Here is a 21,466-nt window from a genome sequence, read left to right as displayed (position 1 = left end):
TGACAGAACGCAAATTAACGTAGGATTGTTTGAGCGATGACGACCGAAATAAACAATACATTGGTAACTAAAGCGCATTTAACTGCATTGGGTAACAAAGGCGCCATCTGTACCGGTTGCGAAGTTCGATACACGGCTCGCCCATGATTAATCAATACCATCAGGCTGAACAAAAAAGGAGCGCTAAGCCAAGCTGAGCGGTCTTGAATCAATAAGTAACTGGCAAAGGCACATAGGGCCCCGGCTAATAACAACAGATGATACACCTTGGCACGCAGCTGCCCTAAACGTACCACTACCGTACGTTTACCACATAAGGCATCGTTTTCAATATCTCGCATATTATTAATATTGAGCACCGATACCGCTAATAACCCACAACCAACAGAGGGCAATAACAACCGCCATTCGATCTGGCCTGTATGTAAAAAATAACTGCCAGAGACACCAAGTAAACCGAAAAAGATGAAGACGGATAAATCCCCCAACCCCACATAGCCATAGGGTTTATTGCCAACGGTATAGGCAATCGCAGCGAGAATGGCGACTACGCCCAGCGCCAAAAAGGCAGCAATACTTTGGGCACTGTCTAACGCATAAAAAACCAAGGCTAATCCAGAGACGATCGTTAATAGCACGTTAATGATCATCGCTTGTTTCATATCGGCTAATGAAACCGCACCTGATTGAATCGCCCGCATCGGTCCAAGACGCTGTTCGTTATCCGTCCCTTTCAGCGCATCACCGTAGTCATTGGCTAAATTGGAGAGAATTTGCAATAAAGTTGCGGTCAGTAACGCTAAACCGGTGACTGGCCAAGACCACGAACCGACAGAAAACGCCAGTACACTCCCCGTAAGAATAGAGACCAAGGCAAGAGGGAGAGTTTTCGGTCGCGCCGCATCGACCCAAATACGTAAAGAGTTATTCATAATAAATAGCAATGACAAAACAGTGCGCTGAGTATACGCGCAAACGAGGGCGATAAAAAAGCCCACCAGTGCGGTGGGCTAGTAATTTATAAGATAAAGCGGCTAAGATCCTCGTCTTCCACCAATTCACTGAGACGGCCACGTACATAGTCGCCATCGATGACCATTTGACTACCCGGGCGCTCTGTCGCTTCATAAGAGATCTCATCCATCAAACGCTCCATCACCGTATGCAAACGTCGTGCACCAATATTTTCTGTGCTTTCATTGACTTGCCACGCGGCTTCGGCAATTTGTTTAATGCCATCTTCAGTAAAGCTGATATCGACCTGTTCGGTCTTCATCAACGCGATATATTGCTCAGTTAAAGACGCTTTCGGTTCGGTAAGAATACGTTTGAAATCATGACTCGATAACGCTTCTAACTCAACACGAATCGGTAAACGACCTTGCAGCTCTGGAATTAAATCCGAAGGTTTAGCCACTTGGAAGGCACCCGAAGCGATAAACAAAATATGATCGGTTCTTACCATACCGTGCTTAGTTGAAACGGTACTTCCTTCAATCAGTGGTAATAAATCACGCTGTACCCCTTCACGAGACACATCCGGACCAGAGCTTTCACCACGCTTACAAATTTTATCAATTTCATCGATAAACACGATGCCGTTGTTCTCAACGTTGTAAATAGCTTGCTCTTTCAACTCTTCTTGATTAACCAGTTTCGCCGCTTCTTCTTCAACCAAGGCTTTTAACGCTTCTTTGATTTTCAGTTTACGCTTTTTCTTGGTATCACCTGCGAGATTTTGAAACAACCCTTGCAGCTGATTGGTCATCTCTTCCATACCTGGAGGAGCCATAATCTCAACGCCCATTTGCGGTACGGCAACGTTAATTTCAATCTCTTTATCGTCTAACTGGCCTTCACGAAGTTTTTTACGAAACACTTGGCGAGTGGTCGATGACTGCTCGGTTTTTTCTGACTCTCCCCACGCATCGCGCGCAGGAGGCAAAAGGGCGTCAAGTACCCTTTCTTCGGCCAATTCTTCAGCACGAAACTTAACCTTTTCCATCGCCTGTTGATGGGTTAATTTAACCGCCACATCGGTCAAATCACGGATAATACTTTCGACTTCTTTACCAACATAACCCACTTCGGTAAATTTCGTCGCTTCTACTTTGATAAACGGTGCATTGGCTAGCTTAGCTAAGCGGCGAGCAATTTCTGTTTTACCCACCCCTGTTGGGCCGATCATCAGAATGTTTTTCGGTGTCACTTCGACCCGTAAACTTTCTTCAAGTTGCATACGGCGCCAGCGGTTACGTAATGCAATCGCTACAGCACGTTTGGCTTTCTCTTGACCGATAATATGGCGGTTTAGTTCGTGAACAATTTCACGAGGCGTCATTTCAGACATCATCAATTCCTTACATTCAGTACAGAGTTCACACCAGATTATGCGTTCTTTTCAGGCAATAATGCGGCTGGTATTTCTAGTTCTTCAATGGTGTGATGGTGGTTGGTAAATACACAAATATTGCCAGCAATATTTAACGCTTTTTCAGCAATTTCACGCGCGTCTAATTGAGTGTTTTCCAACAACGCGAGTGCTGCGGCTTGAGCATAATTACCACCAGAACCAATCGCAATCAGATCGTGTTCTGGCTGCACCACATCGCCATTACCAGTAATGATCAACGATGTGGTTTCATCAGCAACCGCTAAAATCGCTTCCAAACGACGCAAAGCACGATCACTACGCCAATCTTTCGCAAGCTCAACCGCTGCTTTGGTCAAATGACCTTGGTGCATTTGCAACTTACTTTCAAAACGCTCGAATAGCGTGAAGGCATCTGCGGTACCACCAGCGAATCCGGCCAGAACTTTATTGTTGTATAAACGACGAACCTTGCGCGCATTACCCTTCATTACGGTATTGCCAAGCGAGACTTGGCCGTCTCCGGCAATCACAACTTTATTATCACGACGTACAGATACAATGGTAGTCACGTGAGGACCTCTTTATTATTTCACTAGGGTGTTTAAGGTATATGAGGATGCGGAAAAACGATTTCAAGGTAAGGAGAAACGGAATGCAGAAAAAAGGCCAACGCGGCCGTTTTCTCTCCTCTTACGAAGAAGAGCGAGAGAAAGTGACTCGTTAGCCATCTTGAAAGGTTGAATCGCCTAAATTCTGTTTATTGTGATTCTTTCCATATCGCACAAGGCTCAATTTTAGCGCGTTGTAAACGGTGGCGATCTCGCTCAGCATCTCGTTTTAATGGATATGGTCCTAACACCACTCGAAACCAACTGCTATTTTCAGTTTTGCGGATGTTGCTCTTCAGCCCTTGAAAAGCAATCTCGACCTTACGCGCTTCCGCTTGTTGCAAGGTTTTAAATGCCCCACACTGCATGATGTACGGGATCTCCGACAGTTGCTGCTCTTTAGCGGTGACTTCAATTTCACGCTGAGGCAGACTCTGCACATAGTCCCACTTTTCCGTCGGTGGTGGCGGGATCACTCGCGCAGGTGGCGTCGCAGGTTTAACCGGAGAAACGGTTTTGACTGGTGGTGCGGGCGGCTCAGGTTTCTGGTTGAGCCAATACAATCCATAAACAAACCCACTGAGGAGGATTAACGCGATCAATCCACTGCGCCAAGGTTTTCGGCGCGTTGTTGTTTTTGCGGTCGGCTTCTTTGGACTACGACCCCTTCTTACATAATCTTTATTAGCCACGATTCAATTCAAACGCTGACAATTGTAGCTCCATGGTAAAGGAGTTTGCCGTCGGATAACAGCGTCAATATGTAAGCAACGCTGGTTATCTTCTGCAAACCCGCTCAGTCAGGGCAATATTTACCTTGGCGGCGCGGCGCTGGATCTCACTACCAGATGAGTTTCTAACAACCGTGATCCGGCCTGAACATCTCGACCTCGCAGTAATTCAAGCATCATCAACATCGTTTGTCGGCCAATTTCATAGCGTGGCTGGCAAATCGTCGTTAACGGTGGATCGCAATACTGAGCAAACTGAATATCATCAAACCCCACAACGGATAAATCTTGCGGAACTCGTAAACCTAAGCGTTTCGCCTCTTGCATTGCCCCAATCGCCATCGCGTCATTATGACAAAAAATCGCACTTGGTGGCTCAGATAGTGCTAATAACTGTCGTACCGCTTTAGCACCGGATTCAAAAGAGAAGTCACCAACAACGGTATAGGTTGGGTTTTTCACCAATCCAGCTCTACGCAGTGCTTGCTGGTAACCTTGCTGACGAAATTCACACAACACAGCACCTACTGGCCCGCTGATTTGAGCAATTTTTTTATGTCCCATCTGAGTGAGGTAGTTCACCGCCTCAAATGCTGAGGTAAGGTTATCAATATGTACCGTCGGCAGTTCTAACTCTGGAGCATATTCACAGGCCATCACCATCGGTGGCAGATTTTTCTGTTCCGCTTTACTGACATCAAACGGCAGATCAGCACCAAGCAATAACATACCGTCGGCTTGCTTGGTGAAGACTAAGTTCACAAACGAGCTTTCACGCTTCTTTTGTTGACCACTGTCACCCAGCAGCACCAAATACCCATGCTCCATCGCCACATCTTCGATACCACGAATGATCTCGGTGTAATAAGGGTCACAAATATCGGGCACGATCACCACAATGGTTTTTGATTCATTACGGCGCAGATTTCGCGCTAAAGAGTTGGGGGAGTAGCCAGCTTCAAGTACAGCTTCTTCCACTCGTTTACGAGTGGTGGTGGATACTTTCTCAGGATTCATCAACGCACGAGATACCGTCGCGGTAGAGACACCTGCCAACTGGGCAACGTCCTTCATTGTCGCCATAAATTCTTAACCCTCTCTATTTTCTCTCAATACCTAAGCCGAATAAACGTTGTCGGTAAAACGACTCCCTTCGTCGTAAAGTCATAACATGGTCGACGAAAACGATTCACTGAACGTATAGTGCCCCTAGTTTATTTCTTTCCATAGAGAAAGTTACGGCTTAAGTAACATTTTTTGCATTACAAATATGACATCGATCACAGCAAGTGATTTTAGTTGCGCAAATAAAACTCACTGCTATTTAGAACCCCTAAAAAACAGCGCTTAGTCAGCCCTACTTTCAATAAGCATCAAGCGAGTGAGGGGAGAAATTTAACTCAAATCTTGCGGCTCAATATCCAAAGACCAACGCACTTTATTGGCTAAAGGCAACAACTGAATAGCCGTTTTTGAACTGGTTAATATCGCCTGCATCGTGCTACGTGAAGGGGTTTGTAGTAACAGTTGCCAACGGTGCTTACCCGCTCGCTTAGCCAATGGTGCTGGCGTTGGCCCAAGTACCACGCAGGCTTGATCAAACAACGGATGAACTTGTAAGGTTTGCCGAACTTGCCTTAAGAAGGTTTCTACCACCGATGATTGATTCGCTTCAGCGCGAAACAGCGTTAAATAGGTGTAGGGCGGAAGTTGAGCGACGTGCCGCTCAGCAAGAGCGGTTCGAGCAAAATGATCGTATCCCTTATGCAGTAGCGCTTGTAATAAGCTGTGCTCAGGATGATGAGTTTGCAAAACCACTTCCCCTGGCTTACTTGCCCTTCCCGCGCGGCCAGCAACTTGAATGAATAACTGTGCCAAGCGCTCTGGGGCACGAAAATCACTGCTGTACAAAGAACCATCCACATCCAACAGCGCGACTAAGGTTACATTGGGAAAATGGTGCCCTTTGGCCAACATTTGCGTACCAATCAAAATTTGATACTGATTATTGTGGATAGCGGTCAACGCGGCTTCTAAACTGCCTTTACGCCTAGTGCTGTCTCGATCAATACGAATGGTGCGATAATCAGAAAATAACTGAGCAAGCTGCTGCTCAAGTTTCTCAGTCCCAACGCCAACGGTCACTAATTGATGTGAGCCACAACTTTGACAGTGCTGAATCACCGGACGTTGCGAGCCACAATGATGACAACGGACCTCGTTACTGTGTTGATGATAGGTGTAATAAGCATCACAGCGCTGACAATCGGCAATCCAACCACATTCATGGCACATCAAGGCGGGAGAAAAACCACGTCGATTAAGAAACAACAAGACTTGATTGCCTTGCTGTAAATGACGACGCATTTCGGCTATCAACGGCGCAGAGAGTCCGCTCTCTAAATACTCACCTTTAATATCCAGCACTCGATTTTTCGTGGGTACGGCGTGCCCCGCTCGCTCAGTCAGTTGCAGATGATAATATTTTCCGCTCAACGCATTATGCAGCGTTTCTAAAGCCGGAGTTGCCGAGCCGAGGACAATCGCCACTTGCTCAAGATTGGCTCGCATGACCGCGACATCGCGCGCGTGATAACGCAAGCTATCTTGCTGCTTATAAGAAGTATCATGTTCTTCATCAACAATAATAATCCCGAGATCAGCAAAAGGGGTCAATAAAGCTGAACGAGTACCAATAATAATCCCCGCCGCTTTATCCCGTGCTGCTAACCAAGCATTAAGACGCTCCGTGTCATTTAATCCCGAGTGAATCACGACCACGGGCACGGTAAAACGTTGACGAAAACGTTGAATCGTTTGTGGCGTCAAGCCAATTTCTGGCACTAACACTAAGGCCTGTTTGCCTTGTTCTAAAACAGGCTTGATCAAATTTAAGTACACTTCGGTCTTACCTGACCCCGTGACGCCTTGCAACAAGTAGCATCCAAAGCCCGGCTGACTGTTCACCGTCGCAATCGCAATCGCCTGCTCTGGGTTTAATTTCGGTTTATCAACCCGAGCTTCAACATCAGAAGGCCAAGGTACGATCTGCGGAGCTTGCTCAAGCACTTCTATCCATTGCTTATCAAGCAGAGTATTTAGCGTGCTACTTGATACCGCTTCATCCAACATGGTCTGATGAGAAACGGGCCCCGCTTGCAATAACTGCATAACCTTGGCCTGCTTGATGGCACGACCAAAGCCTTGGAGTAGTTGATTGCGCCCTTGCTCAGTCAGTCGCCACTCCTTAGTCACCGCAAATTGCGCCACTTTGCCTTTACGCAACGCACTTGGCATCGCGTTAGCTAGGGTTTCTCCCAGAGGGTAATGGTAATATTGACTGCACCACTGCAATAACCCATAGAGTGTTTCTGGCCATAACGGCTGTGTATCTAATACCGCATGCAGCGATTTCAATTGATGCAAAGGAAAATCGGATTCAGACACGAGAGCAATGACAATCCCCACTAAGGTTTGGCGACCAAACGGAACCGAAACCCGTCCGCCAACCACAGGACACACACCGTCAGCAATCAAATAATCGAAGGATTTATCAAGAGGAACCGGTAAAGCAACACGAGCAATAGTGGGGCGCATAACCATCCGTTAGCAATAAAAAGGAGCAGAAAACACAGTCTACTGGATGACAACCAGAAATTCGACCAACAAAAGTGGTGAAAATAGCGCCGAAAGCAGTTGATCCCATGGCGTGGATTCATTAATATATCGCGCCTTAAAGATGCTTGGCAAATCGGTTTAGCATCTGCATATTATCATTAACATTACGTGTGGTGTCCGGCATTGATCCGGATAGCGACGCGGCCTACATTTGAGGTTATCCCATGAAAGCTGGTATCCACCCAGAATACAAAGAAGTCAGCGCAACTTGCTCTTGCGGCAATGCTTTCACATTTAAGTCAACGCTTGCTAAAGAAAGCATCTACCTTGACGTATGTGACAAATGCCACCCATTCTACACTGGTAAGCAACGTATCGTTGATACCGGTGGCCGCGTTGACCGCTTCAACAAGCGTTTCGGTGCTCTATCCAGCAAGAAGTAATCCTTACTTCACGCGAAGATTATTAAAAGAGAACGCTCCGGCGTTCTTTTTTTATGTGTTCATGTTATTGCTCTCTGCTTTGTCTTATTTGACGCTCAGCTGGTCTTATCAGTCTTCATCTTACCGATTTGATGGTTTGTGATCGCAATCCCACCTAGGCAGCTCAATCGACATCCTTTAGAATCATAGTTTCGTTGATAACATTATAAGAGAAGCCCCCCCTATGTCTGATGATCATCGCCAAGACCTCTCGCCACAAGAAGCATTTCGCCAACGCGCTCTTGATTACCATGCACTACCGACTCCAGGTAAAATTGGCATTGCCTTAACCAAGCCGGCTGATTCAGCCAGTGACCTTGCGCTTGCCTATAGCCCAGGCGTGGCAGAACCGGTACGTGAAATCGCCCAACAGCCTGATAACGTGTACAAGTACACCGCCAAAGGCAATACGGTTGCCGTCATTTCGAATGGCACCGCAATTCTTGGTTTAGGTAATCTTGGTCCGATGGCATCAAAGCCGGTAATGGAAGGTAAAGCGCTACTCTTTAAACGCTTTGCTGGTCTTGATTCGATCGACATCGAAGTCAAACATCGTACTATCGATGAGTTTGTCGATACCGTTGCCAACATCGCCGACACCTTTGGCGGGATCAATTTAGAAGATATTAAAGCGCCAGATTGCTTTGAAATTGAACGCCGCCTCATCGAGCGCTGTGATATCCCTGTCTTCCATGATGATCAACACGGCACCGCGATTGTAACGGCCGCAGGAATGCTCAACGCGATTGAGCTGCAAGGCAAACAACTCAATGAATGTATTATTGTTTGTCTGGGTGCGGGCGCCGCAGCGGTCGCTTGTATGGAACTGTTGATTAAATGCGGGGCGATGCGTGAAAAAATTTACATGCTGGATCGCCAAGGCGTCATTCATACCCGCCGTGACGATTTAAACGAATACAAACAATTGTTTGCCAACAATACCGATAAGCGCACTTTGGAAGATGTGATTGCCGGTGCCGATTTATTCCTTGGGGTTTCTGGCCCGAATTTATTACCACCAGAAGCCCTGGCATTAATGGCCGATAAACCCGTTGTTTTTGCTTGCTCCAACCCCGATCCGGAAATTAAACCTGAATTGGCTCATCAGGTGAGAAACGATTTAATCCTCGGTACTGGGCGCAGCGATTACCCTAACCAAGTGAATAATGTGCTGTGTTTCCCATTTATTTTCCGTGGTGCATTGGACGTTCGCGCCAGCGAAATTAATGATGCAATGAAACTTGCCGCTGTCGATGCAATTCGTCAATTAGCCAAAGAGCCGATCCCAAGTGAAGTACTCAAAGCGGCTGGGGTTGAAAAGCTTAGCTATGGTACTGATTATATTATTCCAAAACCAATGGACCCACGCTTACTACCACGAGTCGCCAAAGCGGTCGCTCAAGCCGCCGTCGAGTCAGGTGTTGCCCGTATCGACATGCCAGAAAATTATATGGCAGAAAATAGTCGTTAATGATGACCTTATAGCGACCCTTGATCTAAAAAAACCTAGCGTGGCTAGGTTTTTTTATGGGCATCATTCAGTCATCGTACGCTTCAAACTCAATACCCATTGCGGTCATCAAGGCTTTAGCTTCACTTGGAATATCATCCGGCCTGTCTTTACGTAAATCCTCATCGGTCGGTAACGGCTGTCCCGTATACGCATGCAGAAAAGCTTCACACAATAATTCACTGTTGGTAGCGTGACGTAAATTGTTGATTTGTCGGCGAGTTCTTTCATCAGTAAGCACTTTGAGCACCTTCAACGGAATGGATACCGTGATTTTTTTTACCTGCTCACTCTTTTTACCATGCTCCGCGTAGGGGCTAATATAATCGCCATTCCAGTCTGCCATTGCGCACCTTCGTTGTGTGAATTTGAGTCTACTAATCAAAGTCCCTAATTTTAGCGGGATTTACTGCCATAAGCAAAGACATATAGACATCTAGATGTGTTGACGTCTTCTTTTTTGATCAGTAAAGTGTGACTCTATTGACGATGAGATCCCCTCTGCCGTTAGCCCATTTATTGTAGATTCAGAAAGGAAGCCACTATGACCACTCGCCAACCCGCCACCATTGCGGTTCGCACAGGAATAGAATCGGACAGCCAATATCATGCGGTGGTACCACCGATCTATCTATCGACTAACTTTGGTTTTCCTGCCTTCGGTGAAGTGCCTACCTATGATTACACCCGCTCTGGTAACCCAAACCGTAGCTTACTGGAGCAAACCCTAGCGGATCTCGAAGGGGGGCAAGCGGCGATTGTCACCAACTGTGGAACCTCAGCTATCAATCTGTGGATTTCGACCTTTTTGTCTCCTCAAGAGTGGATTGTTGCTCCTCATGACTGTTATGGCGGTACCTATCGACTGCTCAACTCACGAGCGAAAAAAGGCGATTTCAAAGTCTTGTTTATTGATCAATCCGATCCGACTGCGGTGAGTGAGGCGTTAACGCTCAAGCCCAAACTGCTGCTGATCGAAACCCCTTCTAACCCTTTAGTACGAGTGGTCGATATTCAGCAGCTCTGCCAACAAGCCAAAGCAGCTAATACATTGGTTGCGGTAGACAATACGTTTTTAACTCCTATTTATCAGCAACCTATCGCCTTAGGGGCGGATTTTGTCATTCACTCCACCACCAAGTATCTCAATGGGCATTCTGATGTGATTGGTGGGGTCATCATCAGCCGAGCAGCGGAACACGGTGAGCAGTTGGCGTGGTGGGGAAATTGCCTTGGTTCAACCGGCACACCGTTTGATAGTTATATGACCTTGCGTGGCTTACGAACTTTATCAGCCCGGATGCGCGTTCACGAAGAGAGCGCACAACAAGTACTCGCTTACCTACAAACTCAACCTCTGGTTGGGCAAATTTATCACCCTAGCTTGGTCAGCCATCCCGGCCATGAGATTGCGAAACAACAGCAAAGTGGCTTTGGTGCCATGCTCAGTTTTGAATTTGCAGGCACCTTTGAACAACTCAAACACTTTGTCGGTGCATTAGGTCTGTTTTCGCTAGCGGAATCGTTAGGTGGCGTCGAAAGCTTAATTTGCCACCCAGCCTCAATGACTCATCGAGCTATGGGGGAGATTGCCCTTGCCGAAGCTGGCGTCGGCCAACAACTGCTGCGCCTCTCTGTCGGATTGGAAGCGGCTTGCGATCTGATTGCTGACCTTGAACAAGCCTTCCATCAAGCACAGGAAAAAAATTAATGAAGCAGCAGTTACATAAATTTGGCGGTAGTAGCCTAGCCGATGGTGATTGCTACCGAAATGTGGTGGATATTTTACAGCAGTATTCGCAGCAGCACGATCTGGTAGTGGTCTCTGCCGCTGGCAAAACCACCAATCAATTGATTGATTTTGTCAGTCACCTTGAAAAAGATAGTCTAACGGCACATCAACAACTGCAAGCTATCCGTCAGTATCAAACTCAACTGATTGAGGAATTACTGAACGGCGATATCGCCGACCATCTTATGAGTCAGCTCAATCAAGAGTGCTCACAACTGGCCGCACTCACCCCGCCACTAAACTACGCCCAACAATCCGCAGTGCTGGCGCATGGTGAGGTATGGTCGGCGCGCTTATTGGCAGCACTACTCAATCAGCAACAATTACCCGCTATTGCACAAGACGCACGTGCTTTCCTACGTGCCGAAACTGGGCCACAACCTGAGGTTGATCGCACTCGTTCCGCGCCTTTACTCAAAGAGATTCTCGCTCAGCACCCGCAGCAGCGCGTCATCATTACTGGCTTCATTGCACAAAATAGCGCAATGGAAACCGTTCTGCTTGGGCGTAATGGCTCCGATTATTCTGCAACCATGATTGGCGCTTTAGCGGACGTTGAACGAGTCACCATTTGGAGTGATGTCGCGGGTGTATATAGTGCGGATCCAAGAGTGGTGGATGACGCTTGTTTATTGCCACTGCTGCGCTTAGATGAAGCCAATGAACTGGCTCGATTGGCAGCTCCCGTGCTGCATAGCCGCACTTTACAGCCGGTCGTACACAGCACCATGGAACTGCATTTACGATCCAGTCACCAGCCAGAATCGGGATCGACACGCATTGAGCGTATTCTCGCCTCTGGGCGAGGAGCAAAAATCATCACCTCTTTGGAGGATGTGCTGCTGATTGAATTGACGTTAGCTGCCGGACAAGATTTCCAACGCCTACAGCACACGGTATTAGCACACCTCAAACGGGCCCAACTGGAGCCATTGGCATTTGAAGTGCAAGCCGATCAGCATCAACTTCGTCTTGCCTATACCCGAGAGATGGCCAGTGATGTATTCAGTTATCTACAGGACTCGGCACTCGCCACAGAGAGTAAACTCAAAGAAGGTTATTCACTATTAGCCGCGGTAGGTGCAGGTGTAACACGTAACGCGCAGCACAATCACGGTTTTTACCAGCAACTGAAAACCTGCCCAGTTGAGTTTATCTGCACAGCGGAATCCGAGCTCAGCTTAGTGGCAGTGTTAAGACAAAATACGTTAACCGAAAGGGTGATTGGCTTACATAAGCAGCTGTTTCAAGCCCAAAAACGCGTGGCCTTAGCGCTCTGTGGTAAAGGTAACATTGGTAGCAGTTGGTTAAAGCTGTTTGCAGAGCAGCAAACCGAATTAGAAAAACGCTACGGCATGCAATTTTCATTAGTCGCGATTATCGATAGCCAAACCTTTTGGTTTGATGAGGCTGGCATCAATCCAAGCCAAGTTGCGGCTCGATATCAAGATGAAGCACAACCCAATGATGGTCAGCGCTGGCTGCAACAGCTCGGTGAACTGCGTAACTATGATGAGGCCATTGTCTTAGACGTAACGGCCAGCGAACATTTAGCGCAGCAATATTTAGCGATGGCGCAGCATGGTTTGCATTTGATCAGTGCCAATAAAGTCGCCGGATCGGCAGAGGGTGAGTACTATCATCAAGTCAAACACGCTTTCAGTAAAATTGGCCGTCATTGGTTATACAATGCTACGGTTGGAGCGGGCCTACCCATTAATCATACTGTACGTGATCTGCGTGAAAGTGGCGATGATATCACCGCTTTATCAGGAATTTTCTCGGGTACACTGTCGTGGCTATTTCAACAATACGACGGCTCGACGCCATTTAGCGAACTGGTTGAGTTAGCTTGGCAACAAGGACTGACGGAACCGGATCCACGCCATGATCTCGATGGTTCCGATGTGATGCGTAAACTGGTTATTCTGGCAAGGGAATCTGGTCTGAACATTGAACCTCAACACGTCAAGGTCGAGTCTTTGGTGCCAGAGGCACTGCGTCACTTATCTTTGGATGATTTTCTTGATCAAAGCCACCTGCTCAATCAAAGTCTTGCTGAGCGCTTAGCTCGCGCCCAAAAAGAACATAAGGTGATCCGTTATGTCGCTCGCTTAGAGAAAAATGGCCAAGCCTCGGTTGGCGTAGAGGCCGTAGAACTCGACCACCCACTGGCTAACTTGCGCCCTTGCGATAATATTTTTGCCATTGAAAGCAAATGGTACCGAGATAACCCTCTGGTCATTCGCGGTCCAGGAGCTGGACGTGAAGTTACCGCTGGCGCCATTCAATCGGATCTGAACCGACTCGCCAGCCTGTTATGAGCGAGCATTAACACACCTTACCTCTGCTTGCCTGCTCCTCATTCAACACGTCTCTCCTTTACAACAGGGAGAGACGCTTCGGCCTCGCTCAATTTCTCTTCAGTTAAATCTGTGAATTTTACTCAGCATCAACATGAAAAACCTTCATACTAGTAATGTTGACATTAAAATCGATTCATTACATTCTGTAGACATATGGACGTCTATACGTAAAGAATGTTGTGTTTGCGTTGTGGTCGTTAGCACAGGGAGAGAAAAATGGGATACACGCACGCCAGTCATATCGACGCTTTAAATCAAAGCATCGCTGAAGTTTCAGATATCAATGTCTCGTTTGAGTTTTTTCCACCGAGTACACCGCAAATGGAAGAAACCTTGTGGAGCTCGGTGCATCGCTTAAAAGAACTCAAACCCAAATTCGTTTCCGTGACCTACGGGGCAAACTCTGGTGAGCGTGATAGAACCCATTCGATCATTAAAGCCATCAAAGATCAAACCGGATTGATCGCGGCACCGCATCTGACCTGTATTGATGCCAGCCGCGAAGAATTAATCACTATCGCCGATGACTACTGGCACAACGGCATTGAAAGTATTGTCGCCCTACGTGGTGATATTCCACCGGGTGGTGGCAAGCCGGAAATGTACGCCGCTGACTTAGTTGCTCTACTCAAATCTCGCCACGATTTTGATATTTCCGTGGCCGCGTTTCCCGAAGTGCATCCAGAAGCGAAAAGTGCCCAAGCCGATCTGCTCAATTTAAAACGTAAAGTCGAAGCGGGAGCCAACCGAGCCATCACTCAGTTCTTTTTTGATATTGAGAGCTATCTACGCTTTCGAGATCGCTGCGTTGCCGCCGGAATCGATGCCGAAATCATTCCCGGTATTTTACCCGTTTCAAACTTTAAACAAGCCGCACGCTTTGCCGCGCAAAACCACGTTAAAGTGCCGCAGTGGATGGCCAAGCAGTTTGCAGGATTAGATGATGATCCGGTCACTCGACAATTAGTTGGGGCGAGTCAGGCTATTGATATGATTAGAGTCCTGAGCCGCGAGGGGGTAAAAGATTTTCACTTCTACACCTTGAACCGCGCCGAAATGACCTACGCGCTTTGTCATACCCTTGGTGTACGCCCGATTGCAGTGGCTTAACCAACGTATATAACAATAACGCCGAACAAAGTTCGGCGTTATTAGCAATCAGCGTAGGTAGAGATTACTCAACCTCTTCCATCTTACCTAACAGGCTACGGATACGCGTTTGCCATGCTGCATGCTCTTGTTCCATTTCTTGGGCTTTTTGCTCAAGCTCTGCACGGCTGGCTTTTAATTCATCCGCTTCTTGCATGAGCTGTTGTTTCTCTTCTTTCAGCTCTTCCACTTCCATTTGCAGTAAGGCGATGGTATCAACCGCAGTTTGAATTTTTGCTTCGAGTTGTTCTAGTACTTCAAAAGACATGTGACTTACCCTTGTTTATTCCGTGATATGAATTCAATTCACTCTATTTAACCATTCTACTCAGCCATGCGCAGAGAAACACTTACTATATTCGATCTTGTTCGCTATTCGGTCAAAAAAACAACGCAATTGACGCTATCTTTACTTCTCTCGCTTAAAGCGCCCTTAAAAGACAAAGTTTTGATCCACTACAAGGCTTGCAACGCTAAATAGCAAACGTTTACTTATGAATGTGCTAGAATCCGCGCAACTTTTTTATCCTCTTTAATTTGTGGTTGGAGTAAGCATGAAACGCGATTTAGCAATGGCTTTTTCTCGGGTAACCGAAGGTGCTGCACTGGCAGGTTACCAATGGCTTGGCCGAGGTGATAAAAACGCGGCTGACGGCGCAGCCGTAGAAGTAATGCGGATTTTATTGAATAAGACAGAAATCAATGGCGAAATTGTTATTGGTGAAGGAGAGATCGATCAAGCTCCGATGCTCTATATCGGGGAACAGGTCGGCTTAGGTGGTGACGATGTCGATATCGCTGTCGATCCCATTGAAGGGACACGAATGACCGCGATGGGTCAATCCAATGCATTAGCGGTATTGGCAGCGGGAGAAAAAGGCAGTTTTCTCAAAGCACCGGACATGTACATGGAAAAACTCGTCGTCGGTCCTGGAGCCAAAGGCTGCATCGATTTAAATAAGCCATTAGCCGATAACTTACAGGCCATCGCCACCGCACTGGATAAAGCGTTACACCAACTGACGGTAGTGACTCTGGCGAAGCCGCGTCATGATGCCGTGATACGCGAGATGCAGCAACTGGGTGTACGGGTCTTTGCGGTGCCGGATGGCGATGTGGCCGCATCGATTCTTACTTGCATGCCAGATAGCGAAGTTGATGCTATGTACTGTATTGGGGGTGCTCCTGAAGGGGTGATTTCTGCGGCGGCGATTCGGGCCTTGGATGGCGATATGCAAGGTCGCTTATTAGCGCGCCATCAAGTCAAAGGCGATAATGAGGATAATCGTATTTGGGGAGCCAAAGAGTTGGCTCGCTGTGCCCAAATGGGCGTACAAGCTAACCAAGTACTGGCACTCCATGATATGGCACGCAGTGATAATGTCATTTTCTCAGCCACGGGGATCACCAAAGGCGATTTATTGGAAGGCATTAGCCGACAAGGTAATATCGCGACGACCGAAACGCTGTTGATCCGTGGCCGCTGCCGAACCATCCGACGAATTAAATCCATCCATTACTTAGAGCGTAAAGATAGCGATGTGTTACCGATGATCCTTTAAGGCATGGTACTCGATTCAACGTTACGAAGAAAAAAGACCGCAATGCGGTCTTTTTTGATTGGTGATTATTTTCTTCACTCAGGTTGAATAACCCGCGTTCTTAAAATAACTCTTCAGCCACTTTGTACAAATCTTGGCGCACCGGACGCTTCATGGTTTCAATCGCTTCAATGATATCATGATGAACCAGTTCTTCTTTTTGGATACCAACGCAACGACCACCATGTCCTTCTAGCAACATATGCACCGCATAGTTACCCATGCGTGAAGCTAAAATACGGTCAAATGCGGTTGGTCGACCACCACGTTGAATATGCCCCAGTACTGTTGCACGAGTTTCACGGCCAGTTGATTTCTCAATCTCTTTTGCCAACTGGTTGGCGTCGGTCATCAGTTCCGTTAACGCAATGATCGCGTGTTTTTTGCCTTTTTTGATCCCGTCTTGGATATTAGAAATCAGTTGCTGCATATCCAGACCCGTTTCCGGCGTAATGATGTACTCACAGCCACCAGCAATCGCTGACATCAGGGTTAAATCACCACAGTGACGGCCCATGATTTCCACAATGGAAATACGCTGATGTGAAGAAGACGTATCACGCAAACGGTCGATCGCATCGATAACGGTATTAATCGCCGATAAATAACCGATGGTGTAATCAGTACCCGCAATATCGTTATCGATCGTGCCTGGTAAACCAATGCAAGGGAAGCCCATTTCGGTGAGCTTTTTCGCGCCCATGTAAGAACCATCACCACCGATCACAACTAAAGCATCAATATTGTGCTGCTTTAAATTCTCAATCGCTTTTAAACGCACTTCTTCATTACGAAACTCAGGGAAACGCGCTGAACCTAAAAAGGTACCGCCTTTGTTGATCACATCAGAGACGCTGTAGCGATCCAGTTGCTTAATGTTCCCTTCATAGAGTCCAAGATAACCATCATAGATACCATAGACACCTAAACCTTCACCTAATGCAGTACGAACAACGCCACGAATCGCTGCGTTCATGCCGGGCGCATCACCACCACTTGTCAAAACACCGATATTTTTAATCATGCTCACCCTCGATTTTTTGAGAATTCAAAACTCATTTTTAGTTGTGCTCATTCAGATAAAACAAGCAACAAAATTGTGCGTTATGTTACCTCGCCCTATAAGGAATACTACTGTTATTTGAGCGTTTTTTTGTAACTTTATTACTTATGTAAGAGTATTACAGCTTTATCCTATCGCTTCGTTGATTCATATCAGGATACTGTTTTTTAATTAAACTGACTGAAATATAGTCAAGTTGAGCGCACTTTGCCTTACCACGTCGATAATTTTTGTTTACGTTCCACATTAAACACTACGGAGTAAGGATCTTGGTGAATAATCACATCCGCACCGGGAAATAGGTGGCGTAGTTTTTCTTCAACTTGATCAGAAATGCGATGGGCTTCAATCAGCGGAATATGATCATCTAATTCGAGATGCAATTGAATGAATCTTACCGGCCCCGCCATGCGCGTTCGCAATTGATGAACCCCTAACACACCATTGACCGACAAACAGGCGGCCCGAATCTGTGCCAGCTCGTCATCAGGGAGTTTTCTATCCAGCAGCGTTTGCACCGCCTGATAAGCCATGCCAATCGCACTGTATAAAATGTATAAGCCTATCCCAATAGCAAAAATCGCATCGGCTTGTTTAAAACCCAACCAACTCAAACCCAGAGCCAAAATAATCGCCGCATTCATGTATAAATCGGTTTGGTAATGCAAAGAATCGGCGGCAATTGCTTGGCTGTTGGTTTTTTTGACCACATAACGCTGAAACGAGACTAAAGCAAAGGTCACCAATAAGGCAAACACGCTGACATAAATCCCGTATTCTGGCGATTGAAGTTCGTGAGGACGGAAAAAACGCTCAACGCCATTGAGGAGTAAGAAGCAGGCTGAACCGGAAATAAACATCGCTTGCGCTAAGGCTGCTAAAGATTCGGCCTTACCATGACCAAAGGTATGTTCTCGATCGGCAGGTTGCAGGGCATAACGTATGACAATTAAATTAACCACAGAGGCGGCAATGTCGAGTAAAGAATCCACCACAGAGGCAAGTAGGCTGACCGATCCGGTCACCCACCATGCGGCTATTTTAACGATTAATAGACCACTGGCGACAATGGTGGCGGTCCAGGCAGCCAGTGTTACTAAGCGAGCGTACTCTTGTTTCATTACTTTTAACCATAACGTAATAGACCCATGCACAGGATATAGCGTGGTGCTGAGCGATAAAATGGCCTACCCTTGCTTCGTTATTTTGTAACACAAGGAGTGAAATTAACCACCCTACACCAGCATCTCAATTGCATCAAGTCAGTAAAGTAACACCCGCTGTTGACTTTAGTTATCCTCGGCCTTTGTTTTTACTTCCGTGTTTATGCCCACGTGGCTCACCACCCTCTCGATGATGCTTTTCCATACACTCTTGCTGTAAAGTTTGTAGCTGGGTCTTTTGCTCATTGGTTAAAATACTCATCATTTGATGACGTTTTTCGAGCATGTTTATTCGGCGTTCAACCTGTTTATCCACCATCTGTTTAGCCAGCTCGTTAGCCGCGGCGCGATCAAAATCAGCAGAGAGCACTAACGCTCGCTCTTGTTCACGCAAGGTTCTCATTTCATCACGCGAGCCACGACCACGCTGATCTTGCATGGCTTGGCGATGCTCTTCGCGCAAGGCTTTTAGCTGGCTCTGCTGTTCTGTGGTTAAGTTCAGTTGACTGACGATACCTCTTTCACCATGTAAACCACATCGTTGCTGTTGATGCTCCGTGTGCTTACCCTTTCCATAAGCCAGTACACTGGCACTACCGATAACCAAAGGTAAGGCGACTGCAGCGAGAATCATTGTCTTGGTCATATTCATCATTATTTCCTCTCTCAATAGTTATCGTTGATAAGCTTTAGCCTTCCAAGCTTGTTACGATGGGATAGCTGCACAAGCAGCGCTTAATCAAACAATACAAGTTGACGAGTAAAGTGGCGTGTAGAGAGCGTAAAGAATCGTAAATAGTCACTAATAGCCCATTATCCAAGCCAATTTCGCAGTAAACTATCCTCATTGACTAGGAAAGTAATATCGGTAACGAGGCACCAATGGCACATATTCTTCTGATTGACGATGACACCGAACTCACCAATCTACTTAAAGAAGTCCTCAGTTATGAGGGGTTTGACGTCTCTGAAGCCAATGACGGTCAATCGGGGTTGGCGGCGCTTAACGATGAGATTGATCTGATTCTATTGGATGTCATGATGCCTAAACTCAATGGCATGGAAACCTTGAAGAGACTGCGTGAAAACTGGACAACCCCAGTACTGATGCTAACTGCAAAAGGCGAAGAGATTGATCGCGTAATTGGTCTCGAATTAGGGGCCGATGATTACCTTCCCAAACCATTTAGTGATCGTGAATTACTCGCCAGAATTCGAGCCATTTTACGCCGCACACAGCATCAATCCGTACATAAACCGTCGGATGTGATTGAGTGTCAAGACATACAAGTTTACCCAGGCAAACAAGAAGCCTATTGCCAAGGGCAACTCCTCGACCTAACCACTACCGAGTTTGCTCTATTAGGCCATTTTGCCCAAAATCCAGGGGAAACCCTCACCAAAGAGATGCTCAGCCTCGATGTATTAGGTAAACGACTGGCCGCTTTCGATCGAGCCATTGATATGCATGTCTCGAATTTACGCAAAAAATTACCCGAACGGGTCGATGGCAAGCCTCGAATTAAAACCTTACGTGGCCGTGGCTACTTAATGGTGGCGGAAGAGTAATGCGCTTACCTAAATTCAATAGCCTGTATGGCCGTATCTTTGCCATTTTCTGGCTAACCATGCTACTGGTGGTGATTGCGGTGCTATCTTTACCACATCTCGATCCGCGTAAATCACGCGATCTTCCATCTGAAAGCTTGCAAAGAATGCTCGACTATCAGCAACTTTTGGAAAAACGTTTCATCCAACAAAATAACCTTTCGCGGATCATTACCGAACTAGAATCAGGCAGTCACCATAGTTCGCGGCCGCGTTTTTTTGTTACCGATCAAGAGGGCAATATCCTCACCACGAAACGGCATGAAAATTTTCAATTAAAGGCATTAAAGAACTTTACCACCAGTATTGAGTCGGTTGATAAACCGCAACAACGTTTGTATGGTCGTTATATGATTTCTGGCCCAGTCTCAATTCGATTGGCTGATCAGGATCTATTACTATTCATGGGCATGCGTTGGGATCAGCCGCCACCATTTCTACTGAGATTATTTGATAAACCGCTGCATCTACTGTTGTCGGTTATGTTAGTCAGCACTCCTTTGTTGCTATGGCTCGCTTGGGCATTGAGTCAACCCGCTCAGCGGCTCGCGCTCGCCGCTCAACGTGTTGCTCGGGGCGAGTTTATCGTCGACCCTGAACTGGAAAAAGGCACTACAGAATTTCGTCAAGCCGGACGTAGTTTTAATCGCATGGTACAGGCGGTTAACCAGATGATCTCCGGCCAACAGCGCTTATTATCAGACATCTCCCATGAATTACGCTCACCGCTGACTCGCCTAAGAATGGCCAATGCCTTAGCCAGCCGTAAGCAAGGAGAGAGTAAAGAATTAGAAAGAATCGATACCGAAGCCCAACGTTTAGAACGAATGATCGGTGAGCTACTTGAACTGTCTCGCATGCAGACCAATAGTCATTTAAGTCGCGAAATACAGCCGTTGTCTAGCTTATGGGAAGCGTTGCTCGATGATGCACAGTTTGAGGCCGAGCAAATGCAAAAACAACTGCTCCTCGACCCGATTCCTGATCAATACATTTCTGGTAATCCACAATTATTGATGAGTGCGTTAGAAAATGTCGTCCGCAATGCAATTAACTATAGTCAGGATCGGATTCAAGTTAGCTTTCGTTGTGTGGCACAACAAATCATCATCACCGTTGAAGATGACGGACCTGGCGTTCCGGACAGCGAGCTGAATGAAATATTTCGACCATTTTACCGAGTATCAACCGCAAGAGACAGAGACAGCGGAGGAACGGGGCTCGGGTTAGCAATCACGGAAAGTGCCATTCGTCAGCATAGTGGTCAGGTTAGCGCGAGCCGAAGTGATCTTGGCGGCTTAAAAGTGCAAATCACCTTACCGATTCAACGGGATCAATGAGCGATGACGGTAAACCCATTCGATAAGATAAACATCTAAGCTTCGGTGCAGTATACTGATG

Annotated in this window: 19 protein-coding genes; 8 read left to right on the top strand and 11 right to left on the bottom strand. The window is 46.8% G+C overall.

Features of this window, described 5'->3' with window-relative positions; genetic code table 11:
* Positions 1 to 14: 14 nt before the first annotated feature.
* The 6 genes from FKN88_RS12585 to priA all read right to left on the bottom strand — a co-directional run bounded on the left by FKN88_RS12585 (position 15) and on the right by priA (position 7,310).
* Positions 15 to 932, bottom strand: coding sequence for a 1,4-dihydroxy-2-naphthoate polyprenyltransferase (locus FKN88_RS12585; protein ID WP_154169964.1), 918 nt, complete (start codon positions 930 to 932; stop codon positions 15 to 17).
* Positions 933 to 1,018: 86 nt separating this feature from the next.
* Positions 1,019 to 2,350 (bottom strand): HslU--HslV peptidase ATPase subunit, encoded by a 1,332-nt coding sequence (gene hslU, locus FKN88_RS12580; RefSeq protein WP_154170728.1) that lies wholly within the window; start codon positions 2,348 to 2,350, stop codon positions 1,019 to 1,021.
* A gap of 38 nt (positions 2,351 to 2,388) precedes the next feature.
* Positions 2,389 to 2,943, bottom strand: coding sequence for an ATP-dependent protease subunit HslV (gene hslV, locus FKN88_RS12575; RefSeq protein WP_004394445.1), 555 nt, complete (start codon positions 2,941 to 2,943; stop codon positions 2,389 to 2,391).
* A 188-nt stretch (positions 2,944 to 3,131) separates the two neighbouring features.
* Complete coding sequence (locus FKN88_RS12570; RefSeq protein ID WP_040903920.1) at positions 3,132 to 3,674, bottom strand: SPOR domain-containing protein; 543 nt, start codon at positions 3,672 to 3,674, stop codon at positions 3,132 to 3,134.
* Between the two features lie 120 nt (positions 3,675 to 3,794).
* Positions 3,795 to 4,796 (bottom strand): DNA-binding transcriptional regulator CytR, encoded by a 1,002-nt coding sequence (gene cytR, locus FKN88_RS12565; protein WP_004394443.1) that lies wholly within the window; start codon positions 4,794 to 4,796, stop codon positions 3,795 to 3,797.
* Between the two features lie 312 nt (positions 4,797 to 5,108).
* Positions 5,109 to 7,310 carry a primosomal protein N' gene (gene priA / locus FKN88_RS12560; protein WP_306687525.1) on the bottom strand — a complete coding sequence of 734 codons (2,202 nt, stop codon included), beginning with the start codon at positions 7,308 to 7,310 and terminating at the stop codon, positions 5,109 to 5,111.
* Between the two features lie 245 nt (positions 7,311 to 7,555).
* Between priA and rpmE the strand changes: the two genes are divergently transcribed.
* Both rpmE and FKN88_RS12550 read left to right on the top strand, forming a co-directional pair.
* Positions 7,556 to 7,774, top strand: a complete 219-nt coding sequence (gene rpmE / locus FKN88_RS12555; protein WP_004394441.1) for a 50S ribosomal protein L31 — start codon at positions 7,556 to 7,558, stop codon at positions 7,772 to 7,774.
* A 223-nt stretch (positions 7,775 to 7,997) separates the two neighbouring features.
* Positions 7,998 to 9,284: a malic enzyme-like NAD(P)-binding protein gene (locus FKN88_RS12550; protein ID WP_004394440.1), complete on the top strand. Its 1,287-nt coding sequence runs from the start codon at positions 7,998 to 8,000 to the stop codon at positions 9,282 to 9,284.
* Positions 9,285 to 9,351: 67 nt separating this feature from the next.
* Here FKN88_RS12550 and metJ read toward each other — a convergent pair whose 3' ends face one another.
* A complete protein-coding gene (gene metJ / locus FKN88_RS12545; RefSeq protein ID WP_040903918.1) occupies positions 9,352 to 9,669 on the bottom strand; it encodes a met regulon transcriptional regulator MetJ in 318 nt (105 codons plus the stop codon).
* Between the two features lie 198 nt (positions 9,670 to 9,867).
* Between metJ and FKN88_RS12540 the strand changes: the two genes are divergently transcribed.
* The 3 genes from FKN88_RS12540 to metF all read left to right on the top strand — a co-directional run bounded on the left by FKN88_RS12540 (position 9,868) and on the right by metF (position 14,591).
* Positions 9,868 to 11,034: an O-succinylhomoserine (thiol)-lyase gene (locus tag FKN88_RS12540; RefSeq protein WP_154169960.1), complete on the top strand. Its 1,167-nt coding sequence runs from the start codon at positions 9,868 to 9,870 to the stop codon at positions 11,032 to 11,034.
* Complete coding sequence (locus FKN88_RS12535) at positions 11,034 to 13,439, top strand: bifunctional aspartate kinase/homoserine dehydrogenase II (RefSeq protein WP_158138982.1); 2,406 nt, start codon at positions 11,034 to 11,036, stop codon at positions 13,437 to 13,439. Before FKN88_RS12540 ends, FKN88_RS12535 begins: the two co-directional genes overlap by 1 nt.
* 258 nt (positions 13,440 to 13,697) lie before the next feature.
* Positions 13,698 to 14,591 (top strand): methylenetetrahydrofolate reductase, encoded by an 894-nt coding sequence (gene metF, locus FKN88_RS12530; RefSeq protein WP_154169958.1) that lies wholly within the window; start codon positions 13,698 to 13,700, stop codon positions 14,589 to 14,591.
* A gap of 64 nt (positions 14,592 to 14,655) precedes the next feature.
* On the opposite strand, the gene zapB is transcribed toward metF, so the two are convergent.
* A complete protein-coding gene (gene zapB / locus FKN88_RS12525; RefSeq protein WP_154169956.1) occupies positions 14,656 to 14,898 on the bottom strand; it encodes a cell division protein ZapB in 243 nt (80 codons plus the stop codon).
* A 286-nt stretch (positions 14,899 to 15,184) separates the two neighbouring features.
* On the opposite strand from zapB, the gene glpX reads away from it, so the two are divergent.
* Positions 15,185 to 16,192, top strand: a complete 1,008-nt coding sequence (gene glpX / locus FKN88_RS12520) for a class II fructose-bisphosphatase (RefSeq protein ID WP_154169954.1) — start codon at positions 15,185 to 15,187, stop codon at positions 16,190 to 16,192.
* A 100-nt stretch (positions 16,193 to 16,292) separates the two neighbouring features.
* On the opposite strand, the gene pfkA is transcribed toward glpX, so the two are convergent.
* The 3 genes from pfkA to FKN88_RS12505 all read right to left on the bottom strand — a co-directional run bounded on the left by pfkA (position 16,293) and on the right by FKN88_RS12505 (position 19,109).
* Positions 16,293 to 17,255 (bottom strand): 6-phosphofructokinase, encoded by a 963-nt coding sequence (pfkA, locus tag FKN88_RS12515; RefSeq protein ID WP_004394430.1) that lies wholly within the window; start codon positions 17,253 to 17,255, stop codon positions 16,293 to 16,295.
* Positions 17,256 to 17,506: 251 nt separating this feature from the next.
* Complete coding sequence (fieF, locus tag FKN88_RS12510) at positions 17,507 to 18,415, bottom strand: CDF family cation-efflux transporter FieF (protein ID WP_154169952.1); 909 nt, start codon at positions 18,413 to 18,415, stop codon at positions 17,507 to 17,509.
* 172 nt (positions 18,416 to 18,587) lie between these two features.
* Entirely contained in the window at positions 18,588 to 19,109 is a 522-nt protein-coding gene (locus FKN88_RS12505; RefSeq protein ID WP_154170727.1) for a CpxP family protein, read from the bottom strand.
* A gap of 230 nt (positions 19,110 to 19,339) precedes the next feature.
* Between FKN88_RS12505 and FKN88_RS12500 the strand changes: the two genes are divergently transcribed.
* Complete coding sequence (locus FKN88_RS12500; RefSeq protein WP_004394427.1) at positions 19,340 to 20,026, top strand: response regulator; 687 nt, start codon at positions 19,340 to 19,342, stop codon at positions 20,024 to 20,026.
* Positions 20,026 to 21,405: an envelope stress sensor histidine kinase CpxA gene (gene cpxA / locus FKN88_RS12495; protein ID WP_154169950.1), complete on the top strand. Its 1,380-nt coding sequence runs from the start codon at positions 20,026 to 20,028 to the stop codon at positions 21,403 to 21,405. Before FKN88_RS12500 ends, cpxA begins: the two co-directional genes overlap by 1 nt.
* Positions 21,406 to 21,466 lie beyond the last annotated feature (61 nt).

The organism is Vibrio sp. 2017_1457_13 (genome assembly GCF_030851525.1).
GTDB lineage: Bacteria > Pseudomonadota > Gammaproteobacteria > Enterobacterales > Vibrionaceae > Vibrio > Vibrio metschnikovii.
The sequence above is the reverse complement of the archived record's forward strand: the minus strand, read 5'-3'. Positions and strand labels throughout refer to the sequence as shown.